Here is a 22,429-nt window from a genome sequence, read left to right on the forward strand (position 1 = left end):
TGCCGCCTGGCGACGGCCCGACGACGGCCCGAACCACCTTCGAAGGGATCACTGTGAAGCTGAGCGAGTTGCTGGCCGGGCAGGAGCACCACGTTCTGCAGGGCGACCCGGCGAGGACATGGATCACCGCGGGAACCACCTTCGACGCCGACCGGGTGACGTCGGGTTCGCTGTTCATCGCCGTGCCCGGCCACCGTGAAGGCGGCCCCGACTCGGTGGCACCTGCCCTCGCATGCGGCGCGGCGGCGGTACTCGTCGACGCCGCGACGCCAGCACCTGCGGCGTCGGTGTGGGCGTCGGCACCGGAGGTGTGCGTCGTACGGGTGCCGGACACCCGGACAGCGGCCGCAGTCGTCGCCTCCCGCTATTTCGGTGAGCCGGGGCGGCAGATGGACATGGTGGCGATCACCGGCACCAACGGCAAGACGTCGGTGTCGTACATGGTCGAGTCGGTCCTGCGGATCTCCGAGGGCGCGAAGGTGGGAGTCATCGGGACCGCCGGCAGCCGGATCGGCGACGAGCTGATCCCTATGCCGAGGTCGGTGCTGACCACGCCGGAGTCGCCGGACCTGCAGTACCTGCTGGGGTGCATGCGCGACCGCGGAGTCGGCAGCGCGGTACTGGAAGCCACGTCCATGGCGCTGCTGACACACCGGGTCGACCGTACGTTCATCGACGTCGGCGTGTTCACCAACCTGACGCAGGATCACCTGGACGATCACGGAACGATGGCGAACTACCGGGACGCCAAGCTGCGTCTGTTCCAGGGCTTGTGCAGGCGCGCTGTGGTCAACGCCGACGACCCGGTGGGCGCCGGGATCCAGGCGATGATGCCGGGCATGGTGACCACGTACGCCCTGGACGCCGAGGCGGACTACCGGGCCACCGACCTCTCCGTGGACGCTTCCGGCACGCGTTTCATCCTGCACCACGACGGCCGCAAGTATCCGGCGGCGATCCCCGTCCCGGGCCGCTTTTCGGTGGCCAACGCACTGGCCACCGTGGCGGCCTGCCACCTTCTGGGCCACGATCTGGGCAGGCTGGTCGCCGCCCTCGACCGGATGCCTGCGATCCCGGGTCGGTTCGAGCGCTTCCAGGCGCCGCGCGGCACGTCGGTGATCGTGGATTACGCCCACTCACCGGACTCCCTGGACAAGGTCCTGACCACCATCCGCGACTTCGCACGCGGCCAGGTCATCACCGTCTTCGGCTGCGGCGGGGACCGGGACACCACCAAGCGGGCGGACATGGGCAGGATCGCCGGAACCCACTCCGACCTGTGCGTCCTCACCTCGGACAACCCCCGCAACGAAGACCCACAGGCCATCCTGGACCAGATCGCCCCCGGCATCGCGGCGACCGGCACACCGTTCGAACGGTTCACCGACCGCCGTCAGGCTGTCGCTTTCGCTCTCTCCGCCGCGGGCCCGGACGACATCGTCCTGATCGCCGGCAAGGGCAGCGAGCCCCATCAGATCATCGGCGACAAACTGCTCCCCTTCAGCGACATGGCAACCGTGCTCGAACTCACCCGGGGATAGCGGGCCCTGCCGCCTCACACGCGGACCGCCCGCGCCGTCCTCGGACCGAAAGCGCACTCGCCGGTCCCTACTGCCCCTACCGCGGTACTGCACCGATTCGGTGGTCGGATCGCTGTCCTCCAGCATCAGCTTGCCGAAGACGGACGCCCCCCTGTATTGCAGTACAGCCGGATGATCGCCTGCGTCCCACAGCTGCAACCGGCGGCCGGCAGGCACGACGAGTGGCAATCAAGCGCGCCACTACCTGTCCGAAGGGTCTATGGCCCAACCTGCGGTGCTGGCGATATGGCCGCGATCGACAGCGGCGAGTAAATATTGTTGATCAATCTCAAAGCACCGACCGCAAGGCACCACAGCCAGACCGGCCCGGCATCAGAAACCCGCGCGGCCTGAGACCGGACGCCGGGAATCCACGGGTTTGCCATCACGCCGCCATCACGTGTCGCACGAAAGCAACCAGCGGGCCTGCCGTTTCCGGCAGGCCCGCTGGTGAACACCGTCGGGACGACAGGATTTGAACCTGCGACCCCTTGACCCCCAGTCAAGTGCGCTACCAAGCTGCGCCACGTCCCGATGCGACCGTCGCGGTGGACCGCGTGATCGCCGAAGAGCACTTTACCTCACGTCGCGGTGTGCTCCGAAGGGTGTGTGGTGCGGGGGACAATCGGTGTATGGGTAGTGCTTCTGACGACGGACGGGACCGGGATGCCGAGGGGCGGGCGCGCAGTGCTCGGCCGCGGGACGGGCTCGGGCGGCCGCTGCCGTACGGGGCCGACGGGGTGGAGCGGCAGCCCGAAGGGGTTGTACGTACGCCGGAGCAGACCGTCGAGGAGGCGCAGGCACTGTTGGAGGCCGGGAAGCCGTTCCATGCGCACGAAGTCTTCGAGGACGCCTGGAAGTCGGGGCCGGAGGAGGAACGGGCCCTGTGGCGCGGGCTGGCCCAGCTCGCGGTGGGGCTCACGCATGCGGCTCGCGGCAATCTCACGGGCGGGGCGCGGCTGTTGCGGCGGGGGGCCGGGGCGGTCGAGGACTGGGGGGCGGAGGCCGGGCTGGAGCGGCCGTACGGGATGGATCTGCCGGAACTCGTCCACTGGGCAAGGGAGTTGGCGGGTGTTGTGGAGCAGGATGAGGCTCCGGTGGACGCGGGGGTGTGGGCTCCTCGGTTGCGCGGGAGCAAGGCTTAGCGGGGCCGGTTCGGCAGCGTCGCTGAGTACGCGCTGCACGGGTGCGCCCGAGAGCTGCGCGGCGTCGGCGCGGCAGCCAGGCGTTGCGGTGCGGGGTCGCAGGGCGTGCTGCGCCTGTTGCGGTCGGGTGCGGTGATCCGGTTGTCAGTGGTGTGGGGCAGACTCGGGGTGTGCGAAAGATTCATGTCATCGGCATTGGGGCGGGCGACCCCGACCAGTTGACCCTTCAGGCGGTCAAGGCCCTGCGGAGCACGGACGTGTTCTTCATTCTGGACAAGGGCGAGGTGAAGTCGGACCTCGTCCAGTTGCGCCGTGACATTCTCGACGCGCACATACCGGAGGGGACGTACCGGCTGGTGGAGGCCCGTGATCCGGAGCGGGACCGGGCCGCCGGGGGTGCGGGCTACTCCCCCGCCGTGGGGGACTGGCGCCGGGCTCGCGCCGACATCTACGAGCGGTTGATCGCCGAGGAGTTGGGCGAGGAGGAGAGCGGGGCGTTCCTGGTGTGGGGTGATCCCGCGTTGTACGACAGCACACTTGGGATCCTGGAGGAGATCCTCGAGCGTGGCGCGGTGGCCTTCGACTACGACGTCGTACCCGGCATCAGCAGCGTCTCCGCGCTGGTCGCCCGCCATCGCACGGGCCTCAATCGTGTCGCCGGACCGGTTCAGATCACGACGGGCCGACGCCTTGCGGAAGGGTTCCCCGAGGGCGTCGACGACGTCGTCGTCATGCTCGACGCCCACCAGGCCTTCCAGCGGTACGCCGACCAGGACATCGACATCTACTGGGGCGCGTACATAGGCACGCCGGACGAGATCCTCGCTTCGGGCCCGCTCGCTGATACGGCGCCTCGCATCGCCGAGCTCCGCGCGGAGGCTCGTGAGCGGAAGGGCTGGATCATGGATACGTATTTGCTGCGCAGGCGGGCGCGGGGGTAGGCGGGGCCTGTTGTGCACCGGCCCCGCCGCGTGGCCCCGCATCTCGCGGGGCTGGGCGCTCCGCGGGAAAGGCGGTTCGAAGCTGCGGGTGCGTCGTGGCTGGTCGCTCCCCCACTCTCGGCTGCGCTCAAGCGGGGCCCCCATCGCGGCGGAGCCCCACATGCCATAGCCCCGCGCGCCTGAAGGGGCGCGATACGGCACCGCAAGAGGGCAGCGTTGGCGAGCGGATTTCGCCCCCGCCGCCCCTACCCTCTCCCATCCCCTGGTGCTCCGCCCCAGACCCCACACGCAGCGCCGGTGCAGTCGGCAGCAGCCCCCCGCACGGGCGCCCGATCAGAGCCCCGTCCCCCAAAGGCCGCCGTCCAACCAAGCCAGTACCTCGGAGACATCGGCGACCGGCGTCACTCCCTCCGGCAGCGGTGGGCGCCGTACCACCACGACCGGGACGCCAAGGGTGCGGGCGGCCGTCAGTTTGGCCGATGTCGCTGCGCCGCCGCTGTCCTTTGTCACCAGGACTTCGATGGCGTGCTCGCGCAGGAGTGTCGTCTCGTCCTCCACCGTGAACGGGCCTCGGGCCAGCAGGACTTCTGTGTGGGGCGGCAGAGGTGGCTCGGGGGGATCCACCGAGCGTAGAAGGAAGTGGAGTTCGGAGAGGGGGGCGAAGGTCGCCAGGCCAAGGCGGCCCGTTGTGAGGAAGACTCGGCGGCCCAGCGACGGGAGAAGATCGGCGGCTTCGGTGAGGGAGGTCGTCGAGTGCCAGCGGTCGCCTGGCCCTGCCTGCCAGCCGGGGCGGCGCAGGACTATGGCCGGGACGCCCGCAGCCCTCGCGGCCCGCACGGCGTTCGCCGTGATGCCCGCGGCGAAGGGGTGCGTGGCGTCGACGAGTGTGTCCACGCGTTCCGAGCGCAGCCACCGGGCGAGCCCTTCCGCCCCGCCGAATCCCCCGACGCGTACGTCCCCGTCGAGCGCCCCCGGCCGCGACACCCTGCCCGCAAGCGAGGTGGTCACGCGTATGCCAGGCCGGGCGGTGAGGGCCGCGGCGAGTTCGCGGGCCTCGGCCGTGCCGCCCAGGACCAGGACATGCGCATGGGCATGGGCAGAGGCAGGGGTATCGGCACGGGCATGCGGGGACATGGCGTCGAGCGTACGGGCACAGAAATCAGCCGAGCGTAGGGGCCACGGTGGTCAGCCGCGTACGGGCTACGGGAGTCCACCGCGTACGGGCCACAGCACTCCACCGCCCGTACGGGCCACAGCACTCAACCGCGCGCACGGCCTACGGCAGTCAGCCGCACGCGCGGGCCACAGGAGTCGACGCACATACGAGCCGCAGAAGTCGACAAACCGCCAAGCTCACCGAAGCAACAGCTGCGCCCCGCCCACCACCGTCGCCGCGATCACCAGCTGCTCGAAGAGCCGCTGGTTGATGCGGTCCACGGCGAGCTTGCCGATCACTGCGCCCGGGACGACGAAGGCGGCGAGGGCGGCGTCCAGCAGCAGGGAGTTGCCGTCTATGAGGCCGAGGCCGACGCTGAAGGGGACCTTGGACACGTTGACGATCAGGAAGAAGAAGGCCGAGGTCCCGAGGAAGCCGAGCTTGCGGAAGCCCGCGGAGAGGAGATACATCGACATGACGGGGCCGCCCGCGTTCGCGACCATCGTCGTGAAGCCGCCGAGCACACCGTACGAACGCGCCTTGATCCGGCCCGCACGCGACGTCACCTCCTCCGGCTCCTCCTCCGGCGTGGCCTGGCGGCGGCGCCACACCGTGACCCCGGCCATCAGCAGCAGAATCGCGCCGATCGACATCCGTACGATCTGGTCGTCCGCCCACATCAGGAACACCGTGCCGACGACCACGCCGCCCGCCACCGCCGGGAAGAGCCGCCACAGCGTGGGCCAGTGGGCGTGCCGGCGATAGGTGAGCACGGCGAGTACGTCCCCGACGATGAGGATGGGCAGCAGCACGCCGGTGGAGGCGCGGGCGGGCAGGACGGCGGCGAAGATCGCGAGGCTGACCGTGTTGGCCCCGCTCACGGCGGTCTTCGAGAAGCCGACGAGCATGGCCGCGGCGGCGAGAGCGGCGAACTCCCAGACGGAGATGTGCCAGAGGGTCATCGTGTTCATGCGGAGACTGATGCTATGCGCAGCGATCTCGCCGTGTCAGGACCGTCTCGCCAGGTGGCCCCTTGCCCATGGGCCGCTTGGCCATCAGGGCCGCTTGGCCCGTGCAGGGCCGACTGCCCGTGGCGAGCCAACTGCCCGTAGGGGCACAACGCCATGAGCCCGCCGCTGGTGTCCCCCGCTGGTGCCCGCCCCTGCTCACGCACGGTGGACCTCCGCCCGCTCCCCTGGGAAGATCCTCGGGACCTTCGCCGACGTCGATGGAGGACCGAGCCATGGCCGACTCCCGCGAGCACACCCTCACCGGTACCAGGGGCGGCATCACCGCACGCGAGTGGCCACGGGAGCGGCCACGGTACGTCGCGCTCCTGGTCCATGGCTACGGGGAGCACATCGGCCGGTACGAGTACGTGGCGGACGTACTGAACGGGCATGGCGCCGCGGTGTTCGGGCCCGACCACATGGGGCACGGGAAGTCGGCGGGCGAGCGGGTTCTGATCGAGGACTTCGAGGACGTGGTGACCGACGTCCACGCGGTGGAGCGGCTGGCCCGTGCCGCGTATCCCGGGGTGCCCGTCGTGCTGATCGGGCACTCCATGGGCGGGCTGATCGCGGCGCGGTACGCACAGCGGTACGGGGATGGTCTTACCGCGCTCGTGCTGTCCGGGCCGGTGATCGGTGACTGGCAGGTGGCCCGACAGTTGCTGGCGCAGGACCCGATCCCCGAGGTCCCCATCGACCCGGCGACGCTGTCGCGCGACCCTTCGGTGGGCGAGGAGTACGCGGCGGATCCGCTCGTCTGGCACGGCCCGTTCAAGCGCCCGACGCTGGAGGCGTTCGTCCGTACGCTGGAGACGATCTCCAAGAGCGGCGGTGTGGGCCCGCTTCCGCTGCTGTGGCTGCACGGCGACGACGACCGCATCGTGCCGCTGTCCGCCAGCCGCGCGGGCGTCGAGGAACTGCGCGGGGCCGACTGGACCGAGCGCGTCTACCCGGGCGCCCAGCACGAGGTGTTCAACGAGACGGACAAGGCCGCGGTCCTCGCGGACGTGACGGGCTTCGTGGACCGCGTACTCGGCGACTGACCGGACCGCGTACTCGGCAACCGACCGGACCGCGTACTCGGCAACCGACCGGATCGAGTACTCGGCAACCGACCGGATCGAGTACTCGGCAACTGACGGGACCGGCTAGTCGGAACCTGACCGGCCCCCTATTCGGGAACCGACCGGACCGCGTTCTCGCGAAACAGAGCCCCGAACGGCGGGTGTTTCCGCTGATCCGCCTTGGGCACTCGCGGCCGCATGGAGTGGTTGCGCAGAGCAGCCTGCGCGGATGAGGACCCGGAACTGTTCTTCCCCGTGGGCACGACCGGCCCGGCCCTGCACGAAGTTGAGGCCGCCAAGGAAGTCTGTGCCCGCTGCCCGGTGTCCTACCAGTGCCTGGCCTGGGCGCTCGACACCGGACAGACCTCGGGTGTGTGGGGCGGAACGTGTGAGGAGGAACGCGCGGAGCTGCTTCGACTTGTCCGACGTCAGCCCACGAGCCCCGAAAACTTCAGTCCCGAGAACCTGAGCCCCGAAGGCATGAGCCCGGCAGGCACAAGCCGCGAAACCAGAAGCCGCGAAACCACGAGGAGAAGCGCGTCATGACTGTGGTGAAGAGCACCCTGCCCGACCCCGCGCGTCAGGTGGTCGGTACCGCCCTGCAGGGCACCCTGGTGGACCTGCTGGGGCTGTCCCTCATCGGCAAGCAGGTCCACTGGAACATCGTGGGCCCCCGGTTCCGCTCCATTCACTTCCAGCTCGACGAGGTCGTCGCCACGGCACGTTCGTACTCCGACACCGTGGCCGAACGCGCCGCGGCACTCGGCATTCCGCCCGACGGCCGGCCCGAGACCATCGCCGCGACCTGCGCCCACCAGAGCCCGAAGGAGGGCTGGGTGCAGGACACCGAGGTTGTCGGCCTGCTCATCGAGTCCCTGGATACGACGATCGGGCAGCTCCGGGAGCGGATCAACGCGACGGACGAAGCCGATCGCGTGACCCAGGACCTGCTCATCTCCCTCACGGCCGAACTCGAGAAGCACCGCTGGATGTTCCAGGCCGAGGACTGGCCGCGCGACTGACCACGGCCAGGCGCATGACCGCGTACGACCGTATTGAGCGTACGAAACGGAAGGAGTACGCAATGGCCGACGCCCTCGAACTCGACGTGCTGTGGGACGAGTTCCACCGCGTGGTGAACATGACCTCGCAGGAACTGGCCACCTGGCTGAAGGTGAGCGACGCCGACGAGGAGACCGAACCGCTGCCGGAGCACGCGGGTTCGCCCACCGGTCAGCATGTCCTGGCCATCCTCCAGAAGCGTCGTACGGACCTCACCGAGGACGACATCAGCGTGATGTACGAGGTCGTGGAAACCGTCGAGGCGGAGACGGACCCCTCGCTGGAGCCCACGGCCGGAGAGACCGCGGCCGCGGACCCCTCGGCCCAGGAGACCGAGCGCCGTCACCGGCTGATGACGCTCGGCCACGACCCGCTCAGGCCGTAGTCATGGCCAGACGAGCCGACCGGGACAGCCGGGTCATCGAGACGCTGGTCGCCGAACACGGCCGTACGTTCGCCGAGGAGGCGGGCATCAAGCTGCGGAACACACCGCAGCCGCTGTACCGCACCCTGGTCATGGCCTGCCTCCTCAGCGCGCGGATCCGCGGCTCCGTCGCCCTCGCGGCCACCCGCGCCCTGTACGACGCGGGGATGCGCGATGCGCGCCGGATGGCCGACGCGAGCTGGCAGCAGCGGGTCGACGCGCTGGGCGAGGGCGGCTATCGGCGCTACGACGAGCGCACGGCGACGATGCTCGGTGAGGGTGCCGAGCTGCTGCTGGAGCGTTGGGGCGGCGATCTGCGGCGGATGCGCGACGAGGCGGACGGCGACCTCGACCAACTCCGTTCCCTGCTGCGGGAGATACCGGCTCTCGGCCCGGCCGGCGTGGACATCTTCCTGCGCGAGGTGCAGTTGGTCTGGCCCGAGGCCGCCCCCTGGCTCGACGCGAAGGCACTCCAGGGCGCGGAGCGGCTCGGGCTGCCGAAGGAACCCGACCATCTGGTGAAGCTTGCCGGTCACACCGAACCGGCCGTGCTGGCAGCCGCGTTGGTGCGGGCCGCGCTCGACAAGAAGATCGTGGAGGACGTTCTGCGGCGCGCGGAGAAACTCGCGGGCGAGGACTGAAGCCTCGGTGACCCGCGTCACACTCGGCTCCTGTCAGCAATCGGGGCGCCGTCTCGTTCAAGGGGCACGCCAACGAGACAGGAGCCACGCCATGAAGCACCGCATCGTCGTCCTCGGCGCCGGATACGCCGGGGCCTACGCCGCCGGAAATCTGGCCCGCCGGCTCTCCCCCGCCGACGTCGAGATCACCATCGTCAACGCCGCGCCCGACTTCGTCGAGCGGATGCGGCTCCACCAGCTCGCGATCGGCCAGGACCTCGCGTTCCGCAAGCTCGCCGACGTCTTCGCTGGCACCGGGGTACGGCTGCGCCTGGCGCGTGTCACCGGCATCGACCCCGAGCGCAGGACCGTCGCCCTTACCAGCGAGGACGGCGACGGCGAGTTGACGTACGACACCCTGTTTTACGCGCTCGGCAGCTCGGTCGCCCATCATGGCGTCCCCGGCGTGGCCGAGTACGCCTTCGATGTGACCGGCTGGTCCTCGGCGTTGCGGCTGCGTGAGCGGCTGGCCGGCCTGGGCGAGGGCGGCACCGTGCTGGTCGTCGGTGAGGGGCTGACCGGCATCGAGACCGCCACCGAGTTCGCCGAGTCCCGGCCCGACCTCTCGGTCGCACTCGCAGCCCGCGGCGAGCTGGGCGCCTGGCTCTCCCCGAAGGCCCGTCGTCACCTGCGCCAGGCCTTCGACCGGCTCGGCATCACCGTCCACGAACACACCCGCATCGAAGCCGTCGAGCCGACTCGGGCGATCGCCGCCGACGGCAGGTCCGTCCCGGCCGAAGTGACCGTGTGGTCGGCCGGGTTCGCCGTGCACCCGATCGCGGCCGCCAGCGGCCTGGAGGTCGCCGAGACCGGCCAGGTCGTCGTCGACCGCACCATGCGCTCGGTCTCGCACCCGGACGTCTACGCCGCCGGTGACTGCGCCTACGCGATCGGCGAGAACGGCCGGCCGTTGCCGATGTCCTGCGCCTCGGCCGGCTTCACCAACATGCAGGCGACCGCCGCGATCATCGCGCGCCTGACCGGCGGCGAGGTCCCGACCACCGGGCTGAAGTACTACGGCAACCACATCAGCCTCGGGCGGCGGGACGCGATCTTTCAGATGGTGGACGGGGACGTCCGGTCGAAGTCCTGGTACCTGGGCGGCCTGACCGCCGCGCTGCTCAAGTCGGGCGTGCTCAAGACGGCCGGGTGGAGCATCGCCCACCCCACCTTCGGTATGCCGAAGCGCAGGCGCCGCCTGGCCACCGCGCCCGACCCGGCCGGTGTGGGGATCGCCGCATAAGCTGCTCCGCATGGACAGCGCAGCCATCGATCGGTTCGAGGCCAGCCGGGGCCGGCTGGCCTCGCTCGCGTACCGTCTGCTCGGCTCGGCGGCCGACGCCGAGGACGCAGTGCAGGACACGTTCCTGCGCTGGCAGGCCGCGGACCGGGACCGCATCGACGTGCCGGAGGCCTGGCTGACCAAGGTCGTCACCAACCTCTGCCTCGACCGGCTCCGCTCGGCACAGGCGCGCCATGAGCGTGCAGCCGGTGCCTGGCTGCCCGAGCCGCTCCTCGAGGGCGACCCGATGCTCGGCCCCGCCGAAACCTTCGAGCAGCGCGAATCGGTGTCCCTGGCTGTACTGACCCTCATGGAGCGCCTCTCGCCGGTCGAGCGGGCCGCTTACGTCCTGCGCGAGGCCTTCTCGTATCCCCACGCCGAGATCGCCGGGATCCTCGACATCACCGAGTCCGCGAGCCAGCAGCATGTCCACCGGGCCCGGCGCCGGGTCACCGCCGAGCGCCGCCGCGGCGACGAGGTGGACCCCGCGTCCGCGCGCCGGGTCGTCGAGGAGTTCCTCGCCGCGGCCACGTCGGGGCGCACCGAACGGCTGGTGGCGCTGCTCACCGACGACGCGACGATGGTCTCGGACGGCGCCGGACTGGCCAAGCGGCTGCTGCGGTACAACACGCGCGAGCGCATCGCCGCCTACGTGCGGGCCGGCTTCAAGCCCACGCCGGCGAAGCGGCGGCTGGCCGGCGGCTCCCCCGCGATCCACCTCGCGCTGGTCAACGGCTCCCCGGCCGCCCTCGCTGTGGTCGACGACCGGGTCGTGGGCGCCGTGTGGTTCGAAGTCAGCGACGGCAAGGTCGCGTCCCTGTGCGGCATCGCCGCCGCGGCCCGGCTCGAGCGCATCAATGAGGCCTGGCGGCAGCACGAACCCGACGCGCCGGTCATCAGCGCATGGTGACCAGAGCCGCCCGGAATCCGGTGACCTGAGCCGGCGCGAGGACGGCATCCCTTCGGCCCCGCGCTGCACGGCAGCACGGGTGCGAAGCACGCCGGTCTCCCGAATCAGACTCGGCCATGCGCCCCAGCCACGCGGTCGCGCTTCATCTCGGAGCCGAAGCCCCGGCGCTCCTCGCACAGTTCGCTGAGCTCAGCCCCTCCCGACGATCGCCAAGCGCGCCGTCAACGCAGCGTCCACCCCCCATCGACGCTCAAGTCGACCCCGTTGACCGACCGGTTGCCGAGCAGGAAGTCCACGGCATCCACCACGTCCCGCATGGTGGCCAACCGTCCCGTGGGCGTCGTCTCGATCAGGGCGTCGAGCGGTTTGCCCGACCAGAAGGGGCTGTCGCCGACGACGCCCGGGTGCACGGCGTTGACGCGGATTGGGGCGAGTTCGGTGGCGAGGGTGCGTACGAGGCCGGTGACGCCCGCGTTGACGGTGGCCACCGTGGTGGCGCCCGGGTAGGGGCGCTCCTTGGCCTGGCCGCCGAACAGGACGATGGCGCTGTCGTCGTGCAACCTCGGCCGCAGCGCGTGCACGACCTCCGTGTAGCCGACGAGCTTCAGCGTGACCAGGCGGACGGCCGCGTCGATGTCGTACTCGGTGACGCTGTTGCTGTCGCGGGAGATCCCGACGAGGACGAGGTGGTCGACGCGCCCGATGTCGGCCAGCGCCGTGGCGATGTCGTGCGGCCGGGACAGGTCGAGGGCGAGCCCGAGGGACGCGCCGGTCTCCTTCGCGGCGATGGCGGCCCGACTGGCGTCGCGCCCGGTGAGTACGACCTCGTCACCGCTCGCCGCGCGATGCCGGGCGAACTCCCTGCCGATCCCGGAGGTTCCGCCGATGACGACCACGCTGCTCATGGCTTCTCCCCCAACGTCTCCCGCAGATAGTCCCAGTCCCTGGTGAACCGGTAGGAGTGCCGCGACGGCGGCTGCGGTGCCTGTGTCTCCAGCCAACGCACCGGTCCCGTACCGGCGTTGGCGAAGCTGTGCACGCAACCGGCGCCCGCCCAGGCCGCGTCGCCCACGCCGAGCCGGTGGCGTTCGCCGTCGAAGGTGGCGTCCACGGTGCCCTCGACGATCAGATACGTCTCCTCGAAGGGGTGGTCATGGCTGCCGGCGACGCCATCGGGCGCGTACTGCACCATGAACATCGTCGAGGCGACCGCTCCCAGGTCCTCGTCCACCATCATCTTCACGGTGATGCCGCTGTAGACGAGCAGCGCGGTCCGCATGCTGGCCGACACGGCCAGGAGGTCCTGGGACTGCTTGCCGGGGTCCATCTGGGCGGCCTCGAAGTGGCCGAACGAGCGGGTGCGCGGGTCGCGTACGTCGATGCGGACCGGCTCGCGGGCAGGCAACGCGGGTACCGCCTGGGTGTCGTAGCCGTAGCGGGCCCTCGGCACCGGCGCGAGCATGTCCGCCCAGCGTGCGGCGGTGTCCCCGGCGCCGCGCCAGGCGTGCGGCACGCCCGTCGGCAGCAGTCCGTAGTCGCCTTCCTCGAGCAGGTACGAGCCTTCGGGAACATCGAGGATGACCGTGCCCGACAGCACGTGGAAGGACTCCTCGTACGCGTTCACGTGGGCGCCGATCGCTCCGTCCGGCGCCAGTTCGCAGATACCGAAGCCGCTGTGCACGGCGCCGTCCGCCTCGTCGACGACCGTCCGTCGCCTGAACCCGCTGCTGGGGTACGGCAGTTGGGGCGGCGCGGCGAACGTGGCGTCCGCCGCCCGCCGTACGGCGAAGTGGGTCATGCCCGTCCCTTCCTCCGCGCCCTGTGTCCGGGCTCCCTCACGCCTGCTGCTTCTTGCGGGCCTCGACCGCCGCCACCAGCCGGTCGCGGGACTCCTCGACCAGCCGCCGCGCCCGCTCGGTGTCGGCGAGCAGCTTGCCGTCGCGCTTGCGGACCGTGCCGTCGACGACGACCGTGTCGACGTTGGACACGTCGGCGCACAGGGTCACCGCGGCCACGGGGTCGATGAGGGGCGCGATGTTGAGGGCCGTCGCGTCGATGGCGACGATGTCGGCACGTTTGCCGGGGGTCAGTGAGCCGGTGCGGTGCTCGAGTCCCGCGACATGTGCGCCGTTGACGGTGGCGATCTCCAGCATCTGACGTGCGGTCAGCATCGTTGCGGGAACGGGTGTGTCGGCCTGCCAGCACTCGGCGTTCACCCGGGCGCGCTCGCCGCCGAAGGCCGCGCGGATCTGGGTGAACATGTCGCCGGGCACGGTGGTGACCACGTCGATGCTCAGGCTCGGCCGCAGCCCGTACTCGATCGCCTTCATGACGGGCGGCCAGCCGTGCCCCATCTGCTGCTCCACCTGCGGCGCGATGGAGACCGTGCCGCCGCTGTCGGCGACCATCCGCCACTCCTCCTCGCTGAAGTAGCAGCAGTGGACGTAGGTGGTGTCGGAGCCGAGCAGCCCGAGGTCGTGCAGTTGCTTGACCATCCCGAAGCGGCCGGCCAGTCGGCCCATGCCGACGTGCACGGTGATCGGGATGTCCAGCTCGCGCGCGAGGCGCCACTCGGCCTCGACGACGTCGTTGATGCAGAATCCCGGGCCGCGGGTGGCGAGCGCCATGGTCAGCAGGCTGTCGTCGGAGGCGAAGTGACGCTCCCTCATCCGTCGTACGTCGTCGGCCGGTATGGCGATCTTGCTGTCGAACCAGTAGTCGGCGAGCGAGGTGTTGGCGCTGCCGTACGCGTACTGGGCGCGGATCCCGGTCTCGCTCAGCGCCCGCACGGCGGCGTCGGGATGCTCGGGTGTGTTGTTGATGTGCGACCAGTCGACGAGCGTGGTGATCCCGGCGTTCAGGCACTCGAGGGAGCCCGCGAGGTTGCCCGCGTACACGTCCTCGGGGCCGTAGACGGGTGCGAAGGTGTCGAGGACTTCGACGAAGTAGTCGTCGAGCGTGGCATTGGGCGCGCAGCCGCGGATGGGCGCCTCCCAGGTGTGGCGGTGGGTGTCGACGAAGCCCGGCACGACGATGCGGCCGGTCATGTCGAGGACTTCGGCGTCGACTTCGGCGTCTATCCGCGGTTCGACCGCCGTGATCTTCCCGTCCTCGATCAGTACATCGCCCTCGGGCAGGTCCCCGATGCCGGGGTCCATCGAGATCACGTGGCCCGAGCGCAGAAGCATCCGACTGGTCATCGGCCTTCCTCCCATGCTGTGTTCAGTACGCGGTGAGCTGCCGGACCGTCGTCACGACCTTGTCGGCGGTGGGGATGACCTGTTCTTCGAGCGCGTCCGCGAAGGGCAGCGGCACGCACTCGGCCGCGACCCGGCGTACGGGCGCGTCGAGGAGGCCGAATCCCTCGTCGGCGACGACCGATACGAGGGTGCCGCCCCATCCGCCCTGGTAGGGGTTCTCCTCGACGGTCACGAGCCGCGAGGTCTTCGCGAGGGAACCGAGCACCGTGCGCGTGTCCAGCGGCACCAGGCAGCGCAGGTCGATCACCTCGGCGTCGATGTCCTCCTCGGCCAGCCGTTCGGCGGCCGTCAGCGCCACGGGCACCATCGAGGCGAGGGCGACGAGCGTGACGTCGGCGCCTTCGCGTACGACGGCGGCCTGCCCCAGCTCGACGATGTGGTCCGGTGGTGCGGGCGGCCCCTTGGTCGCGAACAGTCCCTTGTGCTCGAAGAAGACCACCGGGTCGTCGCTGCGGATGGCGGCGGCCATCATGCCGATCACGTCCGCGGGCGTGGCGGGTGCCGCGATCTTCAGTCCGGGGACGGTGAACGCCCAGTTCTCGGTGGCCTGGGAGTGCTGGGCGCCGAAGCCGAGACCGCCGCCGTTGGCCGTGCGGACGACGAGCGGCACGGTGACCTGACCGCCCGTCATGTACCGGACCTTGGGTATCTCGTTGGCGAGGTAGTCCCAGCAACAGGCCAGGAAGTCGGAGAACATGATCTCCGCGACGGGCCGCATCCCGGTCATCGCGGCGCCCATCGCCGCCCCGACGATGGCCTGTTCGGAGATCGGCGTGTCCCACACCCGCTCGGATCCGAACTCCTTGTGCAGCCCGACGGTCGTCTTGAACACCCCGCCCGCCGCGCCGATGTCCTCCCCCAGGCAGACGACCGACGGATCGCGCCGCATCTCGCGCGCGATGCCCTCGGCGACCGCCTCGCGGTAGGTGATCACGTCCGCCACGCCGCACCTCCGTCAGCCCATACGTCGGTCAGCGCCTCCCGCGGATCGGCTGCGGGCGCCTGCTTTGCGGCCTCAACTGCCTGCTGTACGAGGTCGGTTGCGCGCGCATCGGCTTCGGTGACCGCTTCTTCGGGCACGCCGAGTTCGGCGAGCCGCCCTCGGGCGAGGTCCAGCGGGTCGTGCTTCAGCCAGCGCTCCACCTCCTCGGCCGGCCGGTAGGTGGCCGGGTCGGTGCGGCTGTGGCCGAAGTGCCGGTAGGTCTGTGCTTCCAGCAGGCTGGGCCCGTCTCCCGCACGGGCCCGGTCCGCCAGCCGTGCCACCGCCTCCTGGACGAGGACCACGTCGTTGCCGTCGACGATCTCGCCGGGGATGCCGTAGGCGGGCGCGCGGTCCGCGGCGGGGTTCGCCACCGCGGTGACGTCGCCGATCGGCGTGTATTCCATGTAGAGGTTGTTCTCGCAGACGAAGAGCACGGGCAGTTTCCATACGGCGGCCAGGTTCAGCGCCTCGTGGAAGGCCCCGATGTTGGTCGCGCCGTCGCCGAAGAAGGCCACGGCGATCTGTCCGGTGCCGCGCAGCCGGGCCGACCAGGCGGCGCCCACCGCCATGGGCAGATGGGCGCCGACGATGGCGTACGAGCCGAGCATGTTGTGCGAGGCCTTGGTGAGGTGCATCGAGCCGCCCTTGGCCTTGCAGAGGCCGGTGGCGCGGCTCATCAGTTCGGCGAGGCATTCCTCGGGGGTGGCGCCGCGGGCCAGCGCATGGTGGTGGCCGCGGTAGGTCGCGAACACGTAGTCGTCGTCCCGCAAGGCCGCGCTCGCGCCGACCGCGATCGCCTCGTGGCCGGAGGCAAGGTGGGTGGTGCCCTTGACGAGGCCGGCCAGGAACAGGTCGTGGGCGGCCTTCTCCGTACGCCGGATCACGGCCATCTGCTCGTAGAGCGCGAGGAGTTGACCCGCATTCGTCGCATTCGTCGATGCCGCGCCGGTCATGACTCGCCCCTGCCCTCGGGGGTGTTGAGGTGGGACTGGGCCTCACGGCGGGTGTTGAGGGCGCCGCCGACCGTCCAGTACTTGCGGCCCGCGACGAGGAGTTCCTCCGCCGGGAACTTGGTGATCACCTCGCACCCGTCGGCGGTGACGACGACCTCCTCCTCGATCCGCGCCGCCGACCAGCCGTCCGCGGCAGGCCAGTACGTCTCCAGTGCGAACACCATGCCCTCTTCGAGGACTTCGGGATGGTCGAGCGAGACGAGGCGGCTGAAGATGGGCTTCTCCCAGATGGACAGGCCCACCCCATGCCCGTACTGCAGGGCGAAGGCTGCCGTCTCGTCGGGGAAGCCGAACTCCTCGGCGCGCGGCCAGACTTGGACGATGTCGGCGGTGGTGGTGCCCGGCCGGACCAGGGCGATGGCCTCGTCCATGTAGGCGCGGCAGCGGACGTACGCGTCGCGCTGCGCGGCGGAGGCGCTGCCGACGGCGAAGGTGCGGTAGTAGCAGGTGCGGTAGCCGAGGTGGCTGTGCAGGATGTCGAAGAAGGCCGGGTCGCCGGGGCGGATCAGGCGGTCGCTGTAGACGTGCGGGTGGGGTGAACAGCGCTCTCCCGAGATGGCGTTGACGCCTTCGACGTACTCGCTGCCCAGGTCGTAGAGGACCTTGCTGACGAGCCCGACGCACTCGTTCTCGCGCACGCCCGGCCGCAGATAGCCGTACAGCTCCTCGTACGCCGCGTCGACCATCGAGCAGGCCTGGGTGAGCAGGGAGATCTCATCGCCGGTCTTGATACGGCGGGCCTCCAGGAAGACCTGCTGGCCGTCGACGACGTCGATGCCCTCTTCCTTGAGGGCGTGCAGTACGGGCATCTCGGCCAGGTCGACGCCCAACGGCTCGCCCGCCAGGCCGTGTTCGCGCAGCATCTGGGCGATCTTGGCGGCGACGTCCTCGGCGATCCCGGCGTCCGGATGGAAGGCGCCGCGAAGGGTCGAGATGCCGGCGCGGGCGCCGGTGGGCGGGCCGCCCTTGCCGTCGCTGTAGTCGAGCCAGGGGTTGTAGAGCTGGTGGTGGCGGGCGGCGGAGCCGAAGTCCCAGACGACCGGTTCGCCGCCGCGGACGAGCAGCGCGAAACGGATCAGCTTGTCCATCGCCCAGGTGCCGATATGGGTGGACGACATGTAGCGGATGTTGGAGAAGTCGAAGCTGAGTAGTGCGCCCAGCTCGGAACGGTTCAGCGCGGCGTTCAGCCGGGCAAGGCGTTCCTTGCGCAGCCGGTCGAGGTCTACGCGCTCTTCCCAGTCGACGGCGTTGGGCCCGAACGTACGGATCGCCATGGCGAACCTCCCCTTCGAGTGAACGACCGCCCGAGGAGAGTGTCAAGGCATACTGAACACAAACCAGACGCCGACGGCCGGTTCATCGCCGTCGTTGCGATAGCGGTGCGGCGTCGTCGACTCGAAGGAGACCGCGTCGCCCGGGCGGAGCGTGTACTCCTCGAAGCCGAGGGTGAGCACCAGCTCGCCGGAGGTCAGATAGCCGTACTCCGTGCCCGGGTGCCGCATCAGCCCGCCCGAGCCGGAGGAGGCACCACCGGGCCGGTAGGTCACCAGCAGGAAGTCGACGTCCGCACCCGGAACATGGCCAAGGCGCTCCCATACGACACCCGAGTCGAGCTCAAGCACTTCCCGCTCCTCGGCCCTGACCAGCGGCCCGATCCGGTGACCCGGGTCGGCGGCGAAGGCGGCGAGCGCGTGCAGGACGGTGCCGGGCGGACCGGCAACGGGCGGACCGGCGACGGGCGAGGCGGGAGCCGGCAGCGGCGCGGTCTCCTCCCCGTCGAAGCCGCCGGGGCTGTCGAAGAGCGACTCGACGGGGATGGAGAGCGCGGTGGTGATCGCGTACAGCGTGCTGACCGACGGCTGGCTCTTCCCGGTCTCGATCTGCGAAATCAGGCTCGCGGACACGCCGATCTCCCTCGCCAGACCGCGCAGGCTCATGCCCCGCGCGGTGCGCGCCTGCCGGATGCGCGCACCGACGGGCGGCACGACCACTGGGGACACGGACGGCTCCTCTCACGGGCATCGTTCGTTCCCACTGAACAGTTCCTAAGTTCCTATTGAACAGCGGGATCGAGCCGAGCGGAGGGCCTGACCGAAAAGTCCCCGCCTGTCCTACGAGGCGCTCGGCTTCCAGTCGCCCAGCCAGTCGCCGATCTCCTGGTCGGCGGCCTGGGCATCGCTCAGCTGAGGCCGGTCGCCACTCGCGGAACCGGAGCCGGGACCGGTGTTCTTGTACTCGGCGAACCGGTCGTCCTTCCACGAGAAGCCGCTCATGTCGGTCCACGGAGCGGACTTGATGGCGCTGCTCAGGGACGTGTTACGGACCGTGGTCTGCGGGTCGAGAGCGGCGTCACCGCCCGCGTGCCAGGGGCGGCCCAGGTGGAAGCTGGACGCGGAAACATCGCCGTTGACGGTGCTGTTGGCGATCAGGATGCCCTTGCGGTTGGCAGCCGTGCTGGGCGCCGTGACATAACCCGCCGAGTCGCCGTTCCACCGCTTCTTCAGCGTGATCACCGACTTGTTGATCACCGCGCTGGCCCGGCCGAAGATGAAGTCGACGTTCCCGACGATGTAGGAGTTGCTGACGTAGACGCGGCCGAGCTTGTCCTTGGCCTGTGTGTCCAGCAGCAGGGTGTCCTGGTCGCCGGTGACGATGACGCCGTCAAGGAAGATCTTGTCGGCGGCGGTGCGCAGGGCGACGGCCTGGTGTCCGTTCAGGCTCTGGTTCTTCGCCTCGTCGAAGTCGTTGTCGATGGTGAGGTTACGGGCCTGGAAGTCATCGGCCTCGACGGCGACGGTCGCGCTGCCGCTGGTGCCGTAGTTCCCCGAACCGTCCGGCTTCGGCGTCCCCGCGGCGTTGTTGAAGACGATCACGGTGTCCTTGCGGCTGGCTCCCGTGCCCTGGAAGGTCACATGCGGCTTGTCGCGCGGGACCTTGACCAGCTCGCGGTAGGTGCCGGGCTTGATGGAAATGACGACCCGTGAAGTGTTGTTCGCCGGTACGGCGTTGACCGCGGCCTGGACGCTCTTGTACTGCCCGCTGCCGTCCTTGGCGACGGTGAGCGTGGTCGCGGCGGCACTCGCCTTCGTACTTGCAGTCGCCGTCGTACCGATCGAAGTCCGGGGCCCCGCTCCGGACTTGAGCAGCGCCGGAACGTCGGCCGCCTTGTCGAGGGTGTACTTGTAGAAGCTCTTCGGGTCGAAGGCCGTGCCCCCACTCTCGTTACGGCCGCTGGTGCCGGAGAAGACGTTGCCGCGCTGGACCACCGCCGCGGTGCTGTCCTTGGTGACGGGGTTCTTGAGCCCCTCGAAGACGCTGTTCTCCAGCACCATCTTCGTCTTGCCGCGCGCGTAGTTGCCGTAGGACGTGGTGATGTCCGTGTTCGGCACGTCCTGCAGGTAGTTGTTGTAGAGGTGCGCGTGGGCCACGTTGTCGGTGGACGGGTTGCGCTGCTCGGTCTCGCGGAACCAGTTGTGGTGGATCGTGAGATCGGCCGTGGTGTTCTCGGTCCAGCCGATGCCGAAGGTCTTGTTGTTGTCGCTCAGCTTGTTCCAGGACACCGTCACATTGGTGGTGTCCTTACGGCTGTCGATCAGTCCGTCGGCCATGTGCCGCAGGTCGTTGTGGTCGATCCAGACGTGGTGCGCGCCGTCCATCTGGATGGCGTCGAAGTCGTTGTCCTTGTCGTTCCACTCACCGGCGTACGAGTCCCGGATCGTCAGGTTCCGGATAATCACGTTGTGCACACCCTGGCCGAGGAAGAAGCCGCCCCCGACGATCTGCCCGGAGGTCCCCGAGCCGACGATCGTCTTGTCCGAGGCGACCTTGATCTCCTTGCCCTTGGGGTTCATGTTGATGGTCCCGGCCACGACGATGACGTACGGCTCCGGGGCCGTCGCGTACTTCTCCAGATCGGCAAGGGTCTTCACGGTGACTGTCTTGCCGTCGCGGCCGCCGTAAGTGCCGTTCTGCCCCTGCGAGTTGACCGACGCGAAGCCGTCGGCGACGTCATCGGCCCACGCCGGGGCCACGGTCGCCGCCGAGGCGCTGCGCTGCGCGTCCTCGCCGAACACACCCAGATCCGTGCCGTACGCCATGCCCGCCGCCGCGGCCACCGCCACCGGGATCCCGATCGACAGACCGACCTTGCGCCTGCGGTGCCGCGCCTTCTGCTGCTTCGCTTCCATTACTTCAACCGCCCTGGTGACATGAAGTCGTGCATTGCCGCAAGGCAGTTGCCGCGCCGGGCGAAAGGGTTGCCGCGTTTCCTGCCGCGAAAATTTCGACACGTCCTGGCCGGGCGGAGGGCATCAGCGCCCTGTCAGTGCCCCATGAGAAACTCGGCGTGTGATCATCGAACGCGCGTACGCACACGTGTCCACGTACGAGGATGACGAGTGGCCCTGGTCCGTGCCCTGTGTTCGTCGGCTTCTGGCGGATGGGCTGCGGTTCACCGCTCCGGTGACTTTTCTGGTCGGGGAGAACGGTTCGGGCAAGTCGACACTGGTCGAGGCCTTGGCGGAGGGCTTCGGGCTGGACCCCTGGGGCGGCTCACACGACTGGCGTTATGCGAGCCGCCGCGGCAAGTCGGTGCTGGGTGAGCGGATCCGGTTCGACGCGGCGCCGGGCGGACGGCGCATGCTGGGCAGTTGGTCCGCCCGCAAGGGGTTCTTTCTGCGGGCCGAGACGGCGATGGACGCACTGCGCCGGGAAGGGTTCGCACCGGATTCCGTCAGCCACGGCGAGGGCTTTCTGGCAGCGTTCCGGGGGAAGTTCCTGCAGCCCGGGCTGTATGTGATGGACGAGCCGGAGGCGGCGCTGTCGTTCTCGTCCTGCCTCGAACTGCTCGGCCATATCGACCAGTTGACGCAGCAGGGCGGCCAGGTCATCTGCGCCACCCACTCTCCGCTGCTGACGGCGCTGCCCGGTGCGGACATCGTCGAGGTCGGCGAGCACGGCATGCACCGGGTTCAGTGGGGCGAACTCGCCCTGGTCGACCACTGGCGCCGCTATCTCGCCGACCCGCAGGCCTATCTACGGCATGTCCTCGACTGACCGCCCGTCAGCCGCCTCCACCCAGAACCGTTCCAGTACGGCGGCCGCGGTGTCGGGGTCCTCCAGCATCCACCAGTGGCCCACTCCCTCAAGCCGCTCGGTGCGGGCGCCGAGGCGGGCGGCCGTCTCGTCGGAGGCCGCCAGGTCGTCGAAGGGGTCGAGTACGGCCTGGAGCACCAGCCCCGGCGCGGAGGCGGGCCTGGAGAACTCGGCCGCCGCGCGGGCATACGGGTTGGGCGTCGCCGAGCGATAGAGGGCAAGGATGCACGCGGCCATGGTGGCGTCGAGCCGCTCACCCAACGTCTCGGCGTCCTCGGCCGGCACACCGGCCCCCTTGAGCTGCGCAGCGGGACTCTCCGGACTTCCCGGAGCGGCCTCGACCGAGGCCTTCGCCCACTGCTCCCCCGCCCCCGGCGTCTGCCAGAGCTGGGCGAACTCGTGCCAGACGTAGTCCGGGTGCAGGATCCCGGCCACGTCGATGACCCAACTCCGCACGGGAAGGGCGGAGTTCCCGGCGGCCCGCGCCACGAACAGCGCACCCCAGTCGTGCCCGACCAGGTCGATCGGCCCGTCGATCTCGCGCAACGCCCGCTCCAGCCACTGGCCGTACTCGTCCATGGTCGCCCCGAAACCGTTCGGAGTCGGCACGCCGAACCCCGGCAGGTCCAAGGCGATCGAGTCGGTCGAGAGGCGCGCACGGAGCCGGTCCCACAACTGACCGGTCTCGGGCACACCGTGAACGAACACTGCGGTCATATCGCCCCCTCTCCTCCGGTCCACCGTCCCGCACGGGGACCACGACTACACACCGTAGGTCTCCGGATGCGGTCCCGACCGGCACATGGGGAGGGACGGCCGGATGAGC

21 protein-coding genes, 1 tRNA gene and 1 pseudogene are annotated in these 22,429 nt (G+C 69.9%); 11 read left to right on the forward strand and 12 right to left on the reverse strand.

Going from position 1 to position 22,429, the window contains the following annotated elements; genetic code table 11:
• The first annotated feature begins 53 nt into the window (after positions 1–53).
• Positions 54–1,541: a UDP-N-acetylmuramoyl-L-alanyl-D-glutamate--2,6-diaminopimelate ligase gene (locus OHT21_RS03435; protein ID WP_328766695.1), complete on the forward strand. Its 1,488-nt coding sequence runs from the start codon at positions 54–56 to the stop codon at positions 1,539–1,541.
• A 499-nt stretch (positions 1,542–2,040) separates the two neighbouring features.
• Here OHT21_RS03435 and OHT21_RS03440 read toward each other — a convergent pair.
• Positions 2,041–2,114: transfer RNA gene (locus OHT21_RS03440), tRNA-Pro, on the reverse strand.
• 98 nt (positions 2,115–2,212) lie between these two features.
• Between OHT21_RS03440 and OHT21_RS03445 the strand changes: the two genes are divergently transcribed.
• Together OHT21_RS03445 and cobF are read left to right on the forward strand one after the other, a co-directional pair.
• On the forward strand, positions 2,213–2,725 hold the full coding sequence (locus OHT21_RS03445) for a DUF309 domain-containing protein (RefSeq protein ID WP_328766696.1): 513 nt from the start codon (positions 2,213–2,215) through the stop codon (positions 2,723–2,725).
• Between the two features lie 170 nt (positions 2,726–2,895).
• Entirely contained in the window at positions 2,896–3,666 is a 771-nt protein-coding gene (gene cobF, locus OHT21_RS03450; RefSeq protein WP_328766697.1) for a precorrin-6A synthase (deacetylating), read from the forward strand.
• Between the two features lie 333 nt (positions 3,667–3,999).
• Here cobF and OHT21_RS03455 read toward each other — a convergent pair whose 3' ends face one another.
• Positions 4,000–4,800: a cobalt-precorrin-6A reductase gene (locus OHT21_RS03455; RefSeq protein WP_328766698.1), complete on the reverse strand. Its 801-nt coding sequence runs from the start codon at positions 4,798–4,800 to the stop codon at positions 4,000–4,002.
• A gap of 219 nt (positions 4,801–5,019) precedes the next feature.
• Entirely contained in the window at positions 5,020–5,793 is a 774-nt protein-coding gene (locus OHT21_RS03460) for a sulfite exporter TauE/SafE family protein (RefSeq protein ID WP_328766700.1), read from the reverse strand.
• A 272-nt stretch (positions 5,794–6,065) separates the two neighbouring features.
• Here OHT21_RS03460 and OHT21_RS03465 point away from each other — a divergent pair, with 272 nt between their 5' ends.
• The 7 genes and pseudogenes from OHT21_RS03465 (at position 6,066) to OHT21_RS03495 (ending at position 11,254) form a co-directional block, all read left to right on the forward strand.
• Positions 6,066–6,875 (forward strand): alpha/beta hydrolase, encoded by an 810-nt coding sequence (locus OHT21_RS03465; RefSeq protein ID WP_328766701.1) that lies wholly within the window; start codon positions 6,066–6,068, stop codon positions 6,873–6,875.
• Positions 6,876–7,094: 219 nt separating this feature from the next.
• Positions 7,095–7,313 (forward strand): annotated as a pseudogene (locus tag OHT21_RS03470) (WhiB family transcriptional regulator); the annotation flags it as partial.
• Between the two features lie 125 nt (positions 7,314–7,438).
• Positions 7,439–7,918, forward strand: coding sequence for a Dps family protein (locus tag OHT21_RS03475; RefSeq protein WP_328766702.1), 480 nt, complete (start codon positions 7,439–7,441; stop codon positions 7,916–7,918).
• Between the two features lie 62 nt (positions 7,919–7,980).
• Positions 7,981–8,343, forward strand: a complete 363-nt coding sequence (locus tag OHT21_RS03480) for a DUF3140 domain-containing protein (RefSeq protein WP_328766703.1) — start codon at positions 7,981–7,983, stop codon at positions 8,341–8,343.
• A 2-nt stretch (positions 8,344–8,345) separates the two neighbouring features.
• The gene (locus tag OHT21_RS03485) at positions 8,346–9,023 is read left to right on the forward strand and encodes an endonuclease (RefSeq protein ID WP_328766704.1); all 678 of its coding nucleotides are present in this window, start codon (positions 8,346–8,348) and stop codon (positions 9,021–9,023) included.
• 91 nt (positions 9,024–9,114) lie between these two features.
• Positions 9,115–10,305, forward strand: coding sequence for an NAD(P)/FAD-dependent oxidoreductase (locus OHT21_RS03490; RefSeq protein ID WP_328766705.1), 1,191 nt, complete (start codon positions 9,115–9,117; stop codon positions 10,303–10,305).
• A 10-nt stretch (positions 10,306–10,315) separates the two neighbouring features.
• Entirely contained in the window at positions 10,316–11,254 is a 939-nt protein-coding gene (locus OHT21_RS03495; protein ID WP_328766706.1) for a sigma-70 family RNA polymerase sigma factor, read from the forward strand.
• 221 nt (positions 11,255–11,475) lie between these two features.
• On the opposite strand, the gene OHT21_RS03500 is transcribed toward OHT21_RS03495, so the two are convergent.
• The 8 genes from OHT21_RS03500 to OHT21_RS03535 all read right to left on the reverse strand — a co-directional run bounded on the left by OHT21_RS03500 (position 11,476) and on the right by OHT21_RS03535 (position 20,696).
• Positions 11,476–12,159, reverse strand: coding sequence for an SDR family NAD(P)-dependent oxidoreductase (locus tag OHT21_RS03500; RefSeq protein WP_328766707.1), 684 nt, complete (start codon positions 12,157–12,159; stop codon positions 11,476–11,478).
• The gene (locus OHT21_RS03505; RefSeq protein ID WP_328766708.1) at positions 12,156–13,052 is read right to left on the reverse strand and encodes a cupin domain-containing protein; all 897 of its coding nucleotides are present in this window, start codon (positions 13,050–13,052) and stop codon (positions 12,156–12,158) included. The genes OHT21_RS03500 and OHT21_RS03505 overlap by 4 nt, the downstream gene beginning before the upstream one ends.
• Positions 13,053–13,089: 37 nt before the next feature.
• Positions 13,090–14,454 (reverse strand): amidohydrolase family protein, encoded by a 1,365-nt coding sequence (locus OHT21_RS03510; RefSeq protein ID WP_328766709.1) that lies wholly within the window; start codon positions 14,452–14,454, stop codon positions 13,090–13,092.
• 22 nt (positions 14,455–14,476) lie between these two features.
• The gene (locus OHT21_RS03515) at positions 14,477–15,457 is read right to left on the reverse strand and encodes an alpha-ketoacid dehydrogenase subunit beta (RefSeq protein WP_328766710.1); all 981 of its coding nucleotides are present in this window, start codon (positions 15,455–15,457) and stop codon (positions 14,477–14,479) included.
• Complete coding sequence (locus tag OHT21_RS03520) at positions 15,445–16,449, reverse strand: thiamine pyrophosphate-dependent dehydrogenase E1 component subunit alpha (protein ID WP_328766711.1); 1,005 nt, start codon at positions 16,447–16,449, stop codon at positions 15,445–15,447. The genes OHT21_RS03515 and OHT21_RS03520 overlap by 13 nt, the downstream gene beginning before the upstream one ends.
• Positions 16,446–17,783: a M24 family metallopeptidase gene (locus tag OHT21_RS03525; RefSeq protein WP_328766712.1), complete on the reverse strand. Its 1,338-nt coding sequence runs from the start codon at positions 17,781–17,783 to the stop codon at positions 16,446–16,448. Before OHT21_RS03525 ends, OHT21_RS03520 begins: the two co-directional genes overlap by 4 nt.
• A 42-nt stretch (positions 17,784–17,825) precedes the next feature.
• Positions 17,826–18,509: a helix-turn-helix domain-containing protein gene (locus OHT21_RS03530; protein WP_328766713.1), complete on the reverse strand. Its 684-nt coding sequence runs from the start codon at positions 18,507–18,509 to the stop codon at positions 17,826–17,828.
• A 111-nt stretch (positions 18,510–18,620) separates the two neighbouring features.
• On the reverse strand, positions 18,621–20,696 hold the full coding sequence (locus OHT21_RS03535) for a pectinesterase family protein (RefSeq protein ID WP_328766714.1): 2,076 nt from the start codon (positions 20,694–20,696) through the stop codon (positions 18,621–18,623).
• A 160-nt stretch (positions 20,697–20,856) separates the two neighbouring features.
• Between OHT21_RS03535 and OHT21_RS03540 the strand changes: the two genes are divergently transcribed.
• On the forward strand, positions 20,857–21,564 hold the full coding sequence (locus OHT21_RS03540) for an AAA family ATPase (RefSeq protein ID WP_328766715.1): 708 nt from the start codon (positions 20,857–20,859) through the stop codon (positions 21,562–21,564).
• On the opposite strand, the gene OHT21_RS03545 is transcribed toward OHT21_RS03540, so the two are convergent.
• Positions 21,544–22,320, reverse strand: a complete 777-nt coding sequence (locus tag OHT21_RS03545; protein ID WP_328766716.1) for an alpha/beta fold hydrolase — start codon at positions 22,318–22,320, stop codon at positions 21,544–21,546. The two genes, OHT21_RS03540 and OHT21_RS03545, sit on opposite strands and share 21 nt — an antisense overlap.
• Between the last annotated feature and the right edge of the window lie 109 nt (positions 22,321–22,429).

The sequence above is a fragment of the Streptomyces sp. NBC_00286 genome (genome assembly GCF_036173125.1).
Classification (GTDB): Bacteria; Actinomycetota; Actinomycetes; order Streptomycetales; family Streptomycetaceae; genus Streptomyces.

Coding starts and splice junctions, on each gene's coding strand:
- OHT21_RS03445 (WP_328766696.1), top strand. CDS start 2,213: ATGGGTAGTGCTTCTGACGACGGACGGGACCGGGATGCCGAGGGGCGG.
- OHT21_RS03455 (WP_328766698.1), bottom strand. CDS start 4,800: ATGTCCCCGCATGCCCGTGCCGATACCCCTGCCTCTGCCCATGCCCAT.
- OHT21_RS03460 (WP_328766700.1), bottom strand. CDS start 5,793: ATGAACACGATGACCCTCTGGCACATCTCCGTCTGGGAGTTCGCCGCT.
- OHT21_RS03465 (WP_328766701.1), top strand. CDS start 6,066: ATGGCCGACTCCCGCGAGCACACCCTCACCGGTACCAGGGGCGGCATC.
- OHT21_RS03475 (WP_328766702.1), top strand. CDS start 7,439: ATGACTGTGGTGAAGAGCACCCTGCCCGACCCCGCGCGTCAGGTGGTC.
- OHT21_RS03480 (WP_328766703.1), top strand. CDS start 7,981: ATGGCCGACGCCCTCGAACTCGACGTGCTGTGGGACGAGTTCCACCGC.
- OHT21_RS03485 (WP_328766704.1), top strand. CDS start 8,346: ATGGCCAGACGAGCCGACCGGGACAGCCGGGTCATCGAGACGCTGGTC.
- OHT21_RS03490 (WP_328766705.1), top strand. CDS start 9,115: ATGAAGCACCGCATCGTCGTCCTCGGCGCCGGATACGCCGGGGCCTAC.
- OHT21_RS03495 (WP_328766706.1), top strand. CDS start 10,316: ATGGACAGCGCAGCCATCGATCGGTTCGAGGCCAGCCGGGGCCGGCTG.
- OHT21_RS03500 (WP_328766707.1), bottom strand. CDS start 12,159: ATGAGCAGCGTGGTCGTCATCGGCGGAACCTCCGGGATCGGCAGGGAG.
- OHT21_RS03505 (WP_328766708.1), bottom strand. CDS start 13,052: ATGACCCACTTCGCCGTACGGCGGGCGGCGGACGCCACGTTCGCCGCG.
- OHT21_RS03510 (WP_328766709.1), bottom strand. CDS start 14,454: ATGACCAGTCGGATGCTTCTGCGCTCGGGCCACGTGATCTCGATGGAC.
- OHT21_RS03520 (WP_328766711.1), bottom strand. CDS start 16,449: ATGACCGGCGCGGCATCGACGAATGCGACGAATGCGGGTCAACTCCTC.
- OHT21_RS03525 (WP_328766712.1), bottom strand. CDS start 17,783: ATGGCGATCCGTACGTTCGGGCCCAACGCCGTCGACTGGGAAGAGCGC.
- OHT21_RS03535 (WP_328766714.1), bottom strand. CDS start 20,696: ATGGAAGCGAAGCAGCAGAAGGCGCGGCACCGCAGGCGCAAGGTCGGT.
- OHT21_RS03545 (WP_328766716.1), bottom strand. CDS start 22,320: ATGACCGCAGTGTTCGTTCACGGTGTGCCCGAGACCGGTCAGTTGTGG.